Below are 14,997 nucleotides of genomic sequence, written 5' to 3'. Positions count from 1 at the left end.
TCTGTGTCCCAAATGCGAAACTAGGCCGAGACGATCTCATGAAGCAGCCGGGCCAGCGCCAGCGGCTGCGACACCATGGGCCAGTGGCCGGTGTCGAGGGTGGCGAAGCTCCAGCCCGGCACGTCACGCAGCGCTTCCACCTCGTCGGAACGCCCCATCTGCGGCTGGACACAGTGCACGTAGGTGGCAGTCAGCTCGCGCAGCGGCCGGGTCAGCGACGCCGGGTCGAACAGGGTCTGCCCCGGATGGGGCGTGCAGCGGTCGCGCAGCCAGGCCACCTGGTCGGCGGTGAGGCCGTGGCCGTCGAACTCCTCCGGATCGGGCACGCTCCAATAGCCGCCGGCCTGGGTCACCTGCGCGCGCACCAGCTCCCGGCCGCGCTGGGAGAAGCCGTCGGTCATCGAGCGCCCATCGATGGGGACGTTGGAGTCGAGAAAGATTGCCCGGGTCACCGTTTGCGGGGCGTCGGCCGCGACCATGCCGGTGACTATGCCCGCATAGCTATGCCCGACAAGGATCACGTCGCGGAGGCTGGCTATCGCGTCGTGAACGTCGGCCACGTGGGTGTTCAGGCCGATCTTTTCCACCGGGTCGGCGGCGCGCTCGCCGAGGCCGGACAGGGTGACCGGATGGGCTCGGTGGCCCAGCTCTTTCAGGGCCCGCGCCACGTGTTGCCATGCCCAGGCGCCCAGCCATGCCCCTGGTACCAGAACAAAAGTGCTCATGGCAGAAGACGCTAACCACCACCTCCGACACTTCCCGAGGTCGTATTCTCCGAAAGGTGACGAATAGGCGAAAGTACGTGCCGCGTTTCTTCGCGGTGCTGCTTGCCGTCGTGGCGGTGCTGTGCGCCTTGGCCGCGGTGCGCTTCGGTTACGGCCAGCAGTACGTGCGCAGGTTCGTCGATGAGGTGATCATTCCGGCGCCGGCCAACCTCGCCTACGCGGCGTTCGTGGGACTGCTGGCCGCGGCCGTCGCCCGCCGCAAGCGGGTCGGCTGGTGGATCCTGCTTGTCTACTTTGGACTCCAGCTGCTCGTCGACGTTCTGGTGCTCGTGGCCTACTTCGTGGCCTCGCGGGTGGAGGACGCCGAGATCAGTGAGGACACCATCGGCGTGCCCGCCGCCATCGCCAGCACCGTGATCACGGCCCTGCTCTTCACGCTGCTCATCTGGGCGCGCAAGGAGTTCTATGCGAAGACCCAGCGCGCCAGCGTGGCCAAGGCGCTCGGAGTCCTGGTGGCCTGCCTCGCGGTGTCGATCGGCCTGGGCTATCTGCTCGTGCGCGCCTTCCCGAACACGTTGCCGGCCAACGATTACCTCATCTACACGGTAGAGAAGGTGCTGGGCGGCCTCGATATGCATGTGCGGGCGGCCCCACAGGCCAACAGCTACCGCTGGGTCGTCTTCCTGCTCGGTCTCTTCGGTGCGCTGAGCCTGCTGGCCGCCAGCTTCACCCTGTTTCGCACCCAGCATCGCAAGGCTGTGCTGCAAGGCGATGAAGAGGTGCGCATCCGCGCGCTCATCAACGAGTTCGGTGAACGTGACTCGTTGGCCTATTTCGCCACCCGCCGCGACAAGTCGGTCATCTTCGCGCCGTCGGGCCGGGCGGCGCTCACCTATCGCCCGGTGGCCGGGGTCAGTCTGGCCAGCGGCGACCCGATCGGCGATCCGCAGGCGTGGGGGCCGGCCATCGAGGCGTGGCTGGCGCAGGCGCGCGAGTTCGGCTGGCGGGCCGCGGTGATGGGCGCGTCCGAGGAAGGCGCGACGGCCTACGCCAAACACGGTCTCAAGGTGATTGAGCTAGGCGACGAGGCCATCGTCCAGGTTCGCGACTATCAGCTCGATGGGCGGGACATGCGCCCGGTCCGGCAGGCGGTGACCCGTCTGGAACGACTGGGCTACACCGTACGGGTCCGCCGGCACGCCAGCCTCAGCCCGGAAGAGCTGCGCCAGGCCGAGTTTCTGGCCGAGAAGTGGCGCGACACCGACTCCGAGCGCGGCTTCTCCATGGCGCTCTCGCGCATCAACGATCCCTGGGACGGGCGCTGTGTGCTGGTCGAAGCCCTTGACTCGCAAGGGAAACCGGCCGCGATCCTGTCTTTCGCGCCATGGGGCCGCAAGGGCCTGTCGCTGGATCTGATGCGCCGCGACCGCGAAGCCGACAACGGGCTGATGGAGTTCATGGTCTCCTCGCTGGTCAAGGAGGCCCCACGCCTTGGTGTGGAAAGGATTTCGCTCAACTTCGCGGTGTTCCGAGCCACCTTCGAGGAGGGCGCGCGCATCGGTGCGGGCCCGATCAAACGCGCCTGGCGGCGGCTGCTGCTGTTCATGTCGCGCTGGTGGCAGCTTGAGTCGCTCTACCGGTCCAACCAGAAGTACCGGCCGCAATGGCTGCCACGCTTCCTCTGCCTCGGCGAGATGCGTGAGCTGGCCGCGGTCGGTTTCGCCGCCGCGATCGCGGAAGGGTTTGTGGTGCTGCCGTGGCAGCGGGGTCACCTGAGCCCGGCGCCGCCGCCCGATCTGGCGCTCATGCCGGCGCAGGAGACAGCCGAGCCGGAACTGGTCGTCAAGCGCCCGGAGCAGGTCCGGGTGCGGCTGGCCAAATTGGAGCATCTCGCGCAGCCTTACCCGGTGGGATATCCACGTTCCGACACCATCGCCGCGGCGCAGCAGGGCCAGCAGGTCTGCGTGGCGGGCCGGGTCATCCTGCTGCGCGACCACGGCGGCATCGCCTTCGCCACCATTCGCGACTGGACCGGTGACATCCAGGTCATCGCGCCCAGCCTCGAGGTGGATGTCGGCGACCACATCGGGGTGAAGGGAAAGGTGGGAAACTCCGACAAGGGCGAGAAGTCGGTCTTCGCCGATGAGTGGACGCTGACCGCCAAATGCCTGCATCCCTTGCCCAACAAGCATCTCGGCCTGACCGATCCGGAGGCCAAGGTGCGCCGGCGCTACCTTGACCTGATTGTCGACCCGGATTCGCGGGCCACCCTGCGCAAGCGCAGCGCTGTCATTCATTCGCTTCGCCAGACGTTGTACCGGCGAGACTTCCTCGAGGTCGAAACGCCTATGCTGCAACCGATCCACGGCGGCGCGAATGCCAAGCCCTTCATCACCCATATCAATGCCTACGACATGCGGCTCTATCTGCGCATCGCCCCCGAGCTCTACCTCAAGCGGCTGTGCGTCGGCGGGCTGGAGAAGGTCTTCGAGCTGGGCCGCACCTTCCGCAACGAAGGCGTCTCCTTCAAGCACAACCCCGAGTTCACCATGCTGGAGGCCTACGAGGCCTATGCCGATTACCTGTCCATGCTTGACCTGACCCGTGAGCTGATCCAGAACGCGGCGCGGGCGGCGCTGGAGTCGACCATCCTGGTGCACGAGGACGTCGAGTACGACCTGGGCGGACAATGGCCGGTGATGTCTATCAATGAAGCCATCTCGGCGGCGCTGGGCGAGCCGGTCACGCCCGACACTCCCGTCGCGACGCTGCAGAGTCTCGCCACCAAGGCGGGCGTCCCGTTTGACCCAGGCTGGGGACACGGGGAGATGATTCTTGAGCTTTACGAGCGGCTGGTTGAGCACCACACCAAGGCGCCCACGTTCTACAAGGATTTCCCGACCGATGTGTCGCCGTTGACGCGCCAGCATCGCCACGATCCGCGCCTAGCTGAACGATGGGACCTGGTGGCCTTCGGGACGGAGCTGGGCACGGCCTACTCGGAGTTGGTGGATCCGGTCGAGCAGCGCAAAAGGCTTACCGCGCAATCGCTCAAAGCGGCCGGCGGCGATCCCGAGGCGATGGAGCTCGACGAGGACTTCCTTGAGGCCCTTGAATACGCCATGCCGCCCAGCGGCGGGCTGGGCATCGGGGTCGACCGGGTGGTGATGCTGCTGACCGGTAACACCATTCGCGAGACGCTGCCGTTCCCCCTCGTGCGGTAGCAACATGTGCATATACGAGCACGGTACGTAGCCACATAGGCCGCATACGCCACATATATTTCAGACGAGTAGCGGAGCGTGTCGAAGGGCGGTTAGAGGCATACAGTGGTGTGACCTAACGCACGCCGTACGTTAGGTTTACCGTCGCACGCGGAGGGTGTAGATGGTGGCGACCTCGCTTACCCAGCAGCTGCACCGCAACCGGGTGCCTGCTGAGCGAAGGGTTGCCTTCGGCAGCTATTGCGTGACGGTGCTCGTGCTTGGTGCGCTGCTGACCTTCCACGACTTCGAGTCGCTGCCGACGGTGCTGAGCACAGCGCAGGCGGGCTTCTGGATAACCGCCGCTTTGGCCGTGCTCGCCGATGCGATGCCGGTCTCGCTGCCGGGCAAGTGGAACACCGCGGCCATCTTCCCGTCCATTGCCTTCACTTTCGCCATCATGCTCGTGTACGGCGTCGCCGCCGCGGTCACCGTGCAGGCGGTCGCCGTCGCTGTTTCTTCGTGGCGGCTCAAACACGCGCTATGGCGCGCCATTTTCAACATTGGGCAATACGCGGTCGCCTTCGGGCTCGCCCATCTGGTCTACGCGACCCTGCGCGGCAACGAGCCCACGCGCCTGTATTCGGTGGTCGGCATCGTGGCCGCCGCGCTCACCTGGTTCACCGTGAAATACCTGACCACGGCGATCGCCATCTGGCTGCGCGACGACGTCAGCTGGTGGCGGATGGTCCTTGGCGCGCTTGGCCCGGAGGCGATGACCACGGGTTCGCTGCTGCTGATGGGTCCGGCCCTGATGATGCAGTTCCGCCGGCCCGAGTTCATCCCGCTGATCGTGCTGCCCCTCATCGCGGTGCGGCAGCTGGCCATCATGACCGCGCGGCAGCGCCACCTGGCCAACATCGACCCGCTCACCGGGCTGGCCAACCGCAAAGCGCTCATCGCCGAGGTGACCAGCGCGGCGGCGAGCCACTCCCGCCGCGCGGTGCAGGGCGATGCGGCCAACAGGTTCGCACTCGTGCTGCTCGATCTGGACAGATTTAAGAACGTCAACGATGCCCTCGGCCACGAGGTGGGCGACCGGCTCCTCATCGCGGTGGGCAGCCGGATAGCGCAGGCGGCCCGCACCACAGACCTGGTGGCCCGGCTCGGCGGCGACGAGTTCGCCATTGTGGCCAAGCACCTGGAAAGCCCAGAGCAGGCGCGCGCCTTGGCCGAAAAGGTGGAGGAGGCGTTGCAGACACCCGTGGTGCTGGAGGGAATCCCGCTCGATGTCGGCGGCTCCATCGGCATCGCCCTCTACCCCGACCACGGCTGCGACTTCGCCAGCTTGCTGCGCCGCGCCGACGTGGCCATGTACTCGGCGAAGCATTCCGGAGACGGGGTCGCCTTCTACGAGGTCGAGGCCGACCAGAACTCCCCGCAGCGGCTCAGCCTCCTGGCCGACCTGCGCTCCGCGCTCAACGAGCCCGACGGCGGTGGGCTTTCCCTGGTCTACCAGCCGCAGATCGAAATCAGCTCCGGCCGGGTGGTGGGCATCGAGGCGCTGCTGCGGTGGCTGCATCCGACGCGCGGGCCGGTGACCCCGGACGAGCTGATCAAGGTCGCCGAGCCCAGCTCGGTGATGCGCCTGCTGACCCGCTGGGTGCTCTGCCAAGCCGTGCAAAGGCTGGCGCAATGGGAGGCCGAGGGCATGCGGCTGCGCATCTCGGTCAATGTCAGCGTCCGCGACCTGCACACCGGCGAGATCGTGGAGCAGATCGAGGAGCTGCTGCGCCGGCACGGCGTCGCGCCCGGCGCGCTGCAGCTGGAGATCACCGAGAGCGCGCTGATGGCCGACCCGAACAGGGTGCTCGCCACCCTCACCAAGCTGCATCAGCTTGGGGTGGCCATAGCGCTGGACGATTTCGGCACCGGCTACTCCTCGATGCAGCACCTGCGCCGGCTCCCGCTGCGCGAGGTCAAGATAGACCGATCTTTCGTCATCAGCATGACCGAGGACGCCGACGCCAGAGCCATTGTCCGCTCGATCATCGAGCTGGCCGGAGCGCTCGGCCTGCGGGTGGTGGCCGAGGGTGTCGAGGACGAGAGCGCATGGCGGCTGCTGCACCTCGCGGGCTGCGACATCGCCCAGGGCTGGTTCTACGCGAAGCCGCAGCAGGCCGAGGAGCTTCCGCTCTGGCTGGCCAAGACCCGCGCCCCAGTCCCGGGCGGCATGGTACGCAGCTTGTAGACTTTGCGCCCATGGCCACCATCTCGCGAGAGGAAGTCGCGCACCTGGCGCGATTGTCCCGGCTCGCTGTCACCGACGAAGAGATCGATATGTTCGCCGGTCAGCTTGACACCATCCTGCAGGCGGTCGCTCGCGTTGGCGAGGTCGATGTCGAGGACGTGCCGGCCACCTCGCACAATGTGGATCTGGTCAATGTCCTGCGCGACGACGTCATCGATGCCTGCCTCGATCGTGACCTAGCGCTCGCGGGCGCACCCGACCCCTTCTCCAACCGGTTCCGGGTGCCGCAGATCCTGGCCGAAGGGGAGTAGGTTCCGTTGCTTAGCTTTGACGATGTGGTCGCCCGCTACGAGCCGGTGATCGGCCTGGAAACCCATGTGGAGCTGGGGACCCAGACCAAGATGTTCTGCGGCTGCCCGACCGTGTTCGGTGCGGAGCCCAATACCCAGGTCTGCCCGGTGTGCCTGGGCCTGCCGGGAAGTCTTCCGGTGACGAACAAGGCCGCCATCGAGGCGACCGTCCGCATTGGGCTCGCGCTGAACTGTTCGATCGCGTCCTGGTGCCGCTTCGCCCGCAAGAACTACTTCTATCCCGACATGCCGAAGAACTTCCAGATCAGCCAGTACGACGAGCCGCTGTGCTCAGATGGCTACCTCGATGTCGAGGTCGACGGCGAGCTGTTCCGCATCGGCATCGAGCGCGTGCACCTGGAAGAGGACACCGGTAAGTCGCTGCACGTGGGCGGGGCCACCGGCCGCATCCACGGCGCGACCGAGTCGCTGGTCGACTTCAACCGCGCCGGGATCCCGCTGGTGGAGATCGTCACCAAGCCGGTGCCGGGCATCGGGGCCAGGGCGCCCGAGGTCGCCAAGGCCTACGTGGCGGAGCTGCGCGATGTCATCCGCACGCTCGGGGTCTCCGACGTGAAGATGGAGCAGGGCTCGATGCGCTGCGACGTGAACACCTCGCTGAACAAGCTCGGCGAAACCTGGGGCACCCGCACCGAAACGAAGAACGTCAACTCGCTGCGCAGCGTCGAGCGTTCGGTGCGTTCGGAGATGATCCGCCAGGGCAACATCCTGGAAAACGGCGGCCACATCATCCAGGAGACGCGCCACTTCCACGAGGACACCGGGGAGTCGACGTCGGGCCGGTCCAAGGAGACCGCGACCGACTACCGCTACTTCCCCGAGCCCGACCTGGTTCCGCTGGCGCCGGATGCGACCTGGGTCAAGGAGCTCAAGGCCGCCCTGCCGGAGTTGCCCCGCGTGCACCGGGCCCGCCTCACCGCCGAGTGGGGACTGTCCGCATTGGACATGCAGTCGATCCTCAACGCGGGAGCGGTGGAGCTGATCGAGCAGACCGTGGCCCAGGGCGCTTCGCCCGAGGCGGCGCGGAAATGGTGGCTGGGCGAGCTTTCCCGGCACGCCAACGAGCGCGGCATCGAGCTGGGCGACAGCGGCGTGACCCCGTCCCAGGTGGCCCAGCTGCAGAAGCTGGTCGACGAGGGCAAGCTCACCGACAAGCTCGCGCGTCAGGTGCTTGAGGGCGTGCTCGCGGGAGAGGGCGACCCGGCCGAGGTGATGGCCGCTCGCGGCATCGAGGTCGTCTCCGACACCGGAGCGCTTACCGTCGCCGTGGACGAGGCGATCGCCGCCAACCCCGACATCGCCGAGAAGATCCGTGGTGGCAACCAGGCCGCAGCGGGCGTGCTCATCGGGGCGGTCATGAAGACCACCCGCGGGCAGGCGGACGCGAAAACCGTCCGCGAGCTCGTGCTGAGCCGACTGTCTAACTAGGAGAGACCGACGGCTCGACGTCGAGGAGCACCGGCTCGACGAGGTGACGTTTCAGCGTCACCTCGGCCAGCCCGGCGCCGCCGACGGTGATGTCGTCGTAGGCCAGGAACTCGCGCGCCGGATCGAAGTAGAGGACAGACATTTCAAGCGGCCGGGGCGACTCGCCTTCAAGGCCGCGCAGCCCGGCCCCACCGGTCGAGCCCTGTACCAGGAGCCGGGTTTTGGTGTGGTCCAGCACCGTCATCGAGCGGGTGTGGGCGTGCCCGGCGAGCACCAGCGGCGTCACGCCGGCCAGCCCCTCCGCCGAACGGGGATCGTGCACCAGCGCGATGTCCACCGACCTGGGCGAGTTGACGACGGTGTCGGCGAGCCGCTCGCCAACCTGCTGCACCATGTCGACGGTGGTGGCCGATTCGCCTGTGCTCAAAGGGTTTACCGCCTTGTCCGGGGTGAACCGAGGGTCGCCGATGCCGGCGAAGGTGAGCCCGGCGACGGTGATCACCCGGTTGTCGAGCACCACCGCGTTGGGCTGTGCCGCGACCGCCGCCTGGGTGATCGCGGAATCGTGGTTGCCCCGAACGTAGACATAGGGCACTTTCAACAGGGCTATCGAGGCGACGAAGCTGGCCTCGGCCTCGCTGCCCCAGTCGTTGATGTCGCCGGTGTCCACGACCACGTTGATGTGGAACTGCTCGACCGCCGACCGGATGATGGGCCAGGCGGCCGGGTTGAGGTGCAGATCCGAGACGTGAAGCACGCGGATGGTGCCGTCGTCGGGGGTGTAGACGGGAAGGTTGGCCACGGTGCTGTAGAGCTGGCCCACGTTGACGACCATCTTTTCCAGCTGGGCCGCGTACTCGTCATAGCGATCCGCAAGTCGTTGCGCATCACCGACCACGGCCGGGGCGTTGGCGAGCAGACCTTCGTAACGGGGCTCGGTCAGGGCACGCGGATGGAAGGTGAGCGCTGCGAAGCCGAAGCTGCCGGCCATGACGGCAAGGGAAAGCCCACCGGCCCAAGCCATTTCGCGGATGCGGCGGTAGACGATGGCAGCGGCGAACATCGCGCCCAGCATGGCCACCCCGGTCGCATGCATCACCAGCCGGTTGACACCGCTGCGCAGATCGGTCACGGCCGTGCGGCTGGCCCTGGTGATGGTGGCCGGATCCTCAATCAGCGCCTCGGTGCGGGCCTGGTCCAGACCGTCAAGGCTGATCCGCAGATGGGCCGGGCCCTCATGGGTGTCGAGCTGAAGCGAACCGAGCGGAGGCAGCAGCACCTCGGTGTCGCCGAACACCGACGGGGTTACCGAGAAGGTGGACCGAAAGGGGCCGACATCGACCCCTACCCGCCCGGCGACCAGAAGAGCCAGCACCACTCCGGCCAGCGTCACCCCCGCTAGTCCAAGCGCCCTAGCTATGCGCGGCCACGGCACCTTTCTGGTCATGTGCCCACTGTGATGCGCAGGATCCGGTCGTCATCGGGGTGCTTGGTGCATCCAGCGTTGCACCTTCCGTCGAAGTTGTTGGTGAGCACCCAGAGCGACTTGTCTGGCGCCAGCACCGCCGCGCGAAGCCGGCCGAACTCCTTGACCAGCTGGGCGTTGGGCTTGCTCACGCCGCCGGGCGGCACGTGCACCAGGATGAGGCGCTGCCCGCGAAGGCAGGCCACGGCGAGGATGTCGCCCGCGACCGCGGTGCCGGAGCAGGAGGACTCGCTGGTGGGGAAGGCGGCTATCGGGTCGGTGAAACGCTTGTCGCCCGCCGCGCCCTCGACCTCGGGCCAGCCGTAGTTGTTGCCCTTCTCGATGAGGTTGATTTCGTCCCACGTGTTCTGGCCGAACTCGCTGGCCCACATGCGGCCGCTGGAGTCCCAGCTGATGCCCTGGACGTTGCGGTGCCCGAAGGTCCACGCATAGTTGTTGAAGGGATTGCCCGGCGCGGGTTTGCCGTCGGGCGTCATGCGCAGGATTTTGCCGCCCAGGCTGTTCTTGTCCTGCGAGTTGGCCGAGCGCGCGGCGTCGCCGGTGGTCACGTAGAGCATCTTGTCCGGGCCGAAGGCCAGGCGGCCGCCGTCGTGGTTGCCCGCCATCGGGATGCCGGTGAGGATCGGCTCGGGCTTGCCGCCGATCTTCCAGCGAACCACGCGGTTGTCCGTAGAGCTTGTGTAATAAAGGAAAATCGTCTGATCCTGGGCGTAGTCGGGCGACACCGCGATGCCCAGCAACCCGCCCTCGCCACCCGGATCGGCCTCCTGGATGACACCCACCTCGGACACGGCGTAAGGCGAGTCGTGACCGGTGCCCTTGGTCAGCTTGAGCACACGCTTGCTGTCACGTTCGGTCACCAGCGCGCTGCCGTCGGGCAGGAAGGCAATTCCCCAGGGGGCTTTCAGCCCTTTTGCGATCACATCCTTGGCGGTCACCACTGGCGTGCCGAGCGCGCTCGCCGACGGGGCCGGGGTGGGCACGGGCGGCGGCTGGGTGGCCACGACACTCGGCCCCTGCTGTGAACAAGCCACCAAGCTGGCGCAGACCGCTACCGCGAGGGGTGCCCAAAACCTTCTCATGACCTTGCTGAGCCCCGACCTCGCGCCTTGGTTCCGCATGCGCCTCAGACTACCCCGCACCCCTGAGAGATAACGTGGTCGCCGTGACCGTTTGGATCGCCCACGAACAAGGCCGCCAATTCCTCGGCGAGCTGGCAACGCACGTCGATATCAGGGTTCTCACCGGTCCCGACAAACCGCTGCCCTCCGATCCGGCCGAGGTCACCTTCTGGGTGCCGCCGTTCCTCAGCAGCGGTGCGGTCGTCGACTTCGCGCAGCGGCTGCCCAGCCTTCAGGTCATCCAGCTGCTCTCGGCCGGGGCCGACGCCTGGATCGGCCGCACCCGCTCCGGCGTGATGCTGTGCGACGCGCGTGGGGTACACGACTCCTCCACGGCGGAATGGGTGGTCACCGCGATGCTGGCCGTCCTGCGGCGGTTTGACCATTTCGCCCGCGCGCAGGCGGTGCCGACCTGGAGCTACGCCGAGTTCGCGCCGACCGATGAGCTCGCGGGCAAGCGGGTGCTCGTCGTCGGCGCGGGCTCAATCGGCACGGCCCTGGGCGCCCGGCTCACCCCGTTCGAGGTCGAGCTGACCTACGTGGCCCGCACGGCGCGCGACGGAGTGCATGCTATCGGTGAGCTTCCGGAGTTGCTGCCACACGCCGACATCGTGGTCCTCCTGGTACCGCTGACCGACCTCACCCGCGGCATGGTCGACGCGACTTTCCTGGCCGCGATGCGCGACGGGGCCCTGCTGGTGAACGCGGCACGGGGTCCGGTTGCCGACACCGCCGCCCTGACCAAAGAACTTGCCGGCGGCCGGATTCTGGCGGCACTCGACGTCACCGATCCCGAGCCACTCCCCGTTGATCATCCATTGTGGACAATGCCTAACGTGCTGATCACGCCGCATGTGGCCGGGTCGGTTCGGGGGCTGCTGCCCCGGGCCTACCGGCTGGTCGGAGATCAGCTTCGGCGAATGCTGGCGGGCGAGCCCTTGGCCAACGAGGTTCAGGACGGCTACTAACGGGTGCGGGCTGTGCATAGCATGCGTGTATGTCTCGCACTTTCCGCGCGCTAGCCGCGCTGACAATATTTAGTATCGCGCTGACGGGGTGTACGAAGAAGTCCGAGAATGACACCGGTTCGCTGCCGGCGGGTTCACAGCTCATGTCCGAGGGTGACAAGGCGATGAGCGACGTGAAGAGCGCCCACTTCGTCATCGACGTCAAGACGCCGATCAACGGGGTGCCCCTGTCGAAGGCCGAGGGCGACCTGACCAAGGAGGGCAACGCCAAGGGCGCCGCCACCATCGACATGGGCGGAATGAAGACGGAGGCCGCTTTCGTCATCCTCGGGCAGAAGCTCTACCTCAAGCTCGCCACCGGCGGGTACCAGGAGGTGCCGCTCGCGGTCGCATCCACGGTCTACGACCCGTCGGCGATCCTCGACCCGCAGCGGGGAGCGGCCAAGCTGCTGCGCACCGCGAAGAACCCGAAGACCGAAGCCAAGGAACAGGTCGACGGCAAGGACGCGTACAAGGTTTCGTTCGACCCCGACGCGTCGGCGCTGGCGGCCCTCATCCCGACCACGGCATCCGGCGTGACCGCGGTGGTCTGGCTCGACGCCACCACCAAGCGCATCGCCAAAGCGGAGTTCACCATCCCCCAATCCGGTTCGGCTTCGAAGGGTGTTGCCTCGATAACGTTCAGCAACTACGACGTACCGGTGACCATCAGTGCGCCCTAGGCTCGCGGTCGGGGTCGGTGGGCTGGCCGTTCTGCTTGGTGCCCTTGACGCCTACGTCCTGGTCTCCATCCTCATCGATATCGTGAACGACTTCGATGTGCCGATCAACCGGCTGGAACGCGCCACCCCACTGATCACCGGCTATCTGCTCGGCTACATCGCCGGAATGCCCCTGCTCGGCCGGCTCTCCGACAGATTCGGCCGGCGTGCGGTCATAGTCGTGTGCCTCGCCGGTTTCGCCGCCGGCTCGGCCGTCACCGCCACCGCGGACACCCTCAACGTGCTCATCGCGGGACGGGCCTTGCAGGGTCTCGCTGGCGGCGCTCTGCTGCCGGTGACGATGGCGCTTGTCGCCGACGTCTTCGCCGGGCCGCGCCGGGCCGCCGCGCTCGGCTGGGTCGGTGCGGCTCAGGAGCTGGGCGCGGTGCTCGGCCCGCTGTTCGGCGCCGCCGTGGCGGCCTGGATCGGGTGGCGGGGCATCTTCTGGCTCAACATCCCGCTGGCCGTGCTGGCCGCGATCGCCGTCTGGACGATGGTGCCGAAGCGGGTCTCGGGTCAGGCCGCGCCCCGGGTCGACGTGGTTGGCGGGCTTCTGCTCGCCATCTCCTTGGGCCTGTTCGTGGCGGGGCTCTATAACCCCGATCCGTCCGTCTCTGTGCTACCCAGCTGGGGTCCGGCCACGCTCGGCGGGGGAGCGGTGGCGCTGCTGCTCTTTGTGCTCTGGGAGGCGTTCGCCCGTACCCGGCTGATGGAAACACGCGAAGTGGCCATGCGGCCGTTTCTGAGTTCCTTGGTGGCGAGCCTCTGTGCCGGGGCCGCGTTGCTGGTGACGCTGGTCGATGTCCAGCTCGTGGCGCAAACGTTGCTGGGCAAGGATTCCTTCGGCGGCACGTTGCTGCTGACCCGATTCCTGGTGGCGCTGCCGATCGGGGCTCTCCTTGGCGGCCTTCTGATCCGGCTGCTCGGCGAGCGGTTGCTCACCTTCTTCGGCCTCCTGCTCGCCGGGTTCGCGTACTACCTCATCGCGAACTGGCCGGTGGACATCCTCGATGCCCAATACGGGTTCGGCCTGCCGCGGCTGGACACCGACCTCGTTCTGGCCGGCCTGGGCCTGGGGCTGGTCATCGCGCCGCTGTCCGCGGTGGTGCTGCGCGTGGTCCCGGCGAGCCAGCACGGCATCGCCTCCGCCGCGGTCGTGGTGGCCCGCATGATGGGCATGCTGCTGGGCGTGGCCGGGTTGTCGGCCTGGGGATTGCACCGTTTCGCGGAGTTCACCAAAGATCTGGTGCCGCCGCTGCCGTTCAACGTCACCCCGGACGAGTACGCCAAACAGTTCGCGGTCTACCGCACGGCGCTGGAAGCCGCGCTACGCGCCGAGTATCGCGAGATTTTCCTTGTCACAGCGGCGATCTGCGTGGTTGGCGCGCTTTTCGGCCTGCTGCTGGGCAGCCGCCGCTCCCGCCCGTTGCCTTCTTAAACGGCAGGAGCTTCGGCCGGGGCCTTGCCGGAGGCCTCGAGGAGGCGCGGCAAATCTGCCGTCCTGACCGCGGTCAGCCGTAGGACGGTGCCATTGATGAGGGCGGCGGCGACGCCGCCCTTTTCGTCTGGCAGGAGTGCCTCGACGTCGTCCCAGCTGACGACCCGGTTGCCCAGCAGCGCGCGCACCCGGAGGCCGTAGGTGTTGACATCCGTGCCCGCCCGCCAGGCCCAGACGGCGACACTGAGCGGGACCAGCGGCACAAGCATCAGCCAGCCGCCCTCGGCGGCGACTGACACCGATCCGATCAGCGCCAGCAGGGCGGTGATGGCCAGAGGTGCGGGTTTTCTGAACCTGGTCACCGTTCGAGTGTCCCACGGGAGGCGATGTGTCCCACACCACGGGCATACTGACGCCATGACCGCTGACATTGACCTCGACGGCAACGCGATCCTGGCGGAGCATTTCGCGCCCTGGGTGCAGGAGCTGGGCTTGACGGTCGAGGAGACCGGCGCCGATTTCGCCACGCTGCGCCTGCCGTGGTCGGCGCGGCTTGCCCGCGAGGGCGGGGCGATGTCCGGCCAGGCGCTGATGGCCGCCGCCGACACCGCGACGGTCATCGCCATCTGTGCGGCGCGTGGCGGCTTCGGTCCGATGACGACGGTGCAGCTGTCGACGACGTTCCAGCGGCCGGTGCTGGGCAAGGATGTGCTCGTCACCTCCCGGCTCACCAAACTCGGGCGCTCGCTGGCTTTCGCCGACATCACCATGACCGCGGGGGAGTCGCTGGTCGCTCATGCCACCACGGTGTACGCCATCGGCTGAGGGTTGTGGTTAGGATCTGCGACCATGACTACCCCTCAGACCGGACAGTTGCGTATTGTCCCCAGGTTCCACTGGTCTGCCTTCACGATGGCGGCCTTCAAGCCCCGCGCCTCCATCAACGGACATGAAGTCCAGCTGAACTGGGGCGAAAACGTGCTGCCCGCCCCGCTCGGTGTGCACAACATCGAGATCCACATTCCCTACCTGTGGAAGATGGGCAAGGCCAACATCACGGTCGACAACACCTCCGGTGTCCCGACCGTCCACTACTCGGCACCGATGATCAACTTCATGGGTGGCGCGGTCGGCCTTACCCAGCAGAAGTACCCGGGCATGCTGGCGATGCTCATCATGCTGGGCGTGGTGGGTCTCGTGGTCGTGCTGTGCTGTGCCGGAGCGGTGCTCAGCGGCGGTAACTGA

At 67.2% G+C, this 14,997-nt stretch carries 13 protein-coding genes; 9 read left to right on the top strand and 4 right to left on the bottom strand.

All coding sequences use genetic code 11. From position 1 onward, the window contains the following. Positions 1-20 precede the first annotated feature (20 nt). Entirely contained in the window at positions 21-725 is a 705-nt protein-coding gene (locus tag Rhe02_RS13170) for an alpha/beta fold hydrolase (protein ID WP_203908458.1), read from the bottom strand. A 56-nt stretch (positions 726-781) separates the two neighbouring features. Here Rhe02_RS13170 and lysX point away from each other — a divergent pair, with 56 nt between their 5' ends. From lysX to gatB, 4 genes are all read left to right on the top strand, one after another. Next, positions 782-3,949: a bifunctional lysylphosphatidylglycerol synthetase/lysine--tRNA ligase LysX gene (lysX, locus tag Rhe02_RS13165; RefSeq protein WP_239123751.1), complete on the top strand. Its 3,168-nt coding sequence runs from the start codon at positions 782-784 to the stop codon at positions 3,947-3,949. 163 nt (positions 3,950-4,112) lie between these two features. Then, positions 4,113-6,179 (top strand): putative bifunctional diguanylate cyclase/phosphodiesterase, encoded by a 2,067-nt coding sequence (locus Rhe02_RS13160; RefSeq protein WP_203908456.1) that lies wholly within the window; start codon positions 4,113-4,115, stop codon positions 6,177-6,179. A gap of 11 nt (positions 6,180-6,190) precedes the next feature. Next, positions 6,191-6,490: an Asp-tRNA(Asn)/Glu-tRNA(Gln) amidotransferase subunit GatC gene (gene gatC, locus Rhe02_RS13155; protein ID WP_203908455.1), complete on the top strand. Its 300-nt coding sequence runs from the start codon at positions 6,191-6,193 to the stop codon at positions 6,488-6,490. Between the two features lie 6 nt (positions 6,491-6,496). After that, positions 6,497-7,978: an Asp-tRNA(Asn)/Glu-tRNA(Gln) amidotransferase subunit GatB gene (gene gatB / locus Rhe02_RS13150; protein ID WP_203908454.1), complete on the top strand. Its 1,482-nt coding sequence runs from the start codon at positions 6,497-6,499 to the stop codon at positions 7,976-7,978. Here the strand turns inward: gatB and Rhe02_RS13145 are convergent. Then, entirely contained in the window at positions 7,971-9,425 is a 1,455-nt protein-coding gene (locus tag Rhe02_RS13145; RefSeq protein ID WP_203908453.1) for a metallophosphoesterase family protein, read from the bottom strand. The two genes, gatB and Rhe02_RS13145, sit on opposite strands and share 8 nt — an antisense overlap. After that, a complete protein-coding gene (locus Rhe02_RS13140) occupies positions 9,422-10,546 on the bottom strand; it encodes a PQQ-dependent sugar dehydrogenase (protein WP_203908452.1) in 1,125 nt (374 codons plus the stop codon). The genes Rhe02_RS13145 and Rhe02_RS13140 overlap by 4 nt, the downstream gene beginning before the upstream one ends. Positions 10,547-10,629: 83 nt before the next feature. Between Rhe02_RS13140 and Rhe02_RS13135 the strand changes: the two genes are divergently transcribed. The 3 genes from Rhe02_RS13135 to Rhe02_RS13125 are packed head-to-tail and all read left to right on the top strand — an operon-like array spanning position 10,630 to position 13,752. Then, the gene (locus Rhe02_RS13135) at positions 10,630-11,553 is read left to right on the top strand and encodes a 2-hydroxyacid dehydrogenase (protein ID WP_203908451.1); all 924 of its coding nucleotides are present in this window, start codon (positions 10,630-10,632) and stop codon (positions 11,551-11,553) included. Between the two features lie 29 nt (positions 11,554-11,582). Continuing rightward, the gene (locus Rhe02_RS13130; protein WP_203908450.1) at positions 11,583-12,275 is read left to right on the top strand and encodes an LppX_LprAFG lipoprotein; all 693 of its coding nucleotides are present in this window, start codon (positions 11,583-11,585) and stop codon (positions 12,273-12,275) included. Then, entirely contained in the window at positions 12,265-13,752 is a 1,488-nt protein-coding gene (locus Rhe02_RS13125) for an MFS transporter (RefSeq protein WP_203908449.1), read from the top strand. The genes Rhe02_RS13130 and Rhe02_RS13125 overlap by 11 nt, the downstream gene beginning before the upstream one ends. On the opposite strand, the gene Rhe02_RS13120 is transcribed toward Rhe02_RS13125, so the two are convergent. Continuing rightward, positions 13,749-14,114 (bottom strand): PH domain-containing protein, encoded by a 366-nt coding sequence (locus tag Rhe02_RS13120; RefSeq protein WP_203908448.1) that lies wholly within the window; start codon positions 14,112-14,114, stop codon positions 13,749-13,751. The genes Rhe02_RS13125 and Rhe02_RS13120 overlap by 4 nt on opposite strands. Before the next feature lie 55 nt (positions 14,115-14,169). Here Rhe02_RS13120 and Rhe02_RS13115 point away from each other — a divergent pair, with 55 nt between their 5' ends. Beyond that, positions 14,170-14,577 (top strand): PaaI family thioesterase, encoded by a 408-nt coding sequence (locus Rhe02_RS13115; RefSeq protein WP_203908447.1) that lies wholly within the window; start codon positions 14,170-14,172, stop codon positions 14,575-14,577. A gap of 24 nt (positions 14,578-14,601) precedes the next feature. Next, complete coding sequence (locus Rhe02_RS13110; protein WP_203908446.1) at positions 14,602-14,997, top strand: hypothetical protein; 396 nt, start codon at positions 14,602-14,604, stop codon at positions 14,995-14,997.

The organism is Rhizocola hellebori (assembly GCF_016862955.1).
Taxonomy (GTDB): Bacteria; Actinomycetota; Actinomycetes; order Mycobacteriales; family Micromonosporaceae; genus Rhizocola; species Rhizocola hellebori.
This window is presented reverse-complemented; position numbering and strand designations above follow the sequence as displayed.

Coding starts and splice junctions, on each gene's coding strand:
- Rhe02_RS13170 (WP_203908458.1), bottom strand. CDS start 725: ATGAGCACTTTTGTTCTGGTACCAGGGGCATGGCTGGGCGCCTGGGCA.
- Rhe02_RS13160 (WP_203908456.1), top strand. CDS start 4,113: ATGGTGGCGACCTCGCTTACCCAGCAGCTGCACCGCAACCGGGTGCCT.
- gatC (WP_203908455.1), top strand. CDS start 6,191: ATGGCCACCATCTCGCGAGAGGAAGTCGCGCACCTGGCGCGATTGTCC.
- Rhe02_RS13145 (WP_203908453.1), bottom strand. CDS start 9,425: ATGACCAGAAAGGTGCCGTGGCCGCGCATAGCTAGGGCGCTTGGACTA.
- Rhe02_RS13140 (WP_203908452.1), bottom strand. CDS start 10,546: ATGAGAAGGTTTTGGGCACCCCTCGCGGTAGCGGTCTGCGCCAGCTTG.
- Rhe02_RS13130 (WP_203908450.1), top strand. CDS start 11,583: ATGTCTCGCACTTTCCGCGCGCTAGCCGCGCTGACAATATTTAGTATC.
- Rhe02_RS13115 (WP_203908447.1), top strand. CDS start 14,170: ATGACCGCTGACATTGACCTCGACGGCAACGCGATCCTGGCGGAGCAT.
- Rhe02_RS13110 (WP_203908446.1), top strand. CDS start 14,602: ATGACTACCCCTCAGACCGGACAGTTGCGTATTGTCCCCAGGTTCCAC.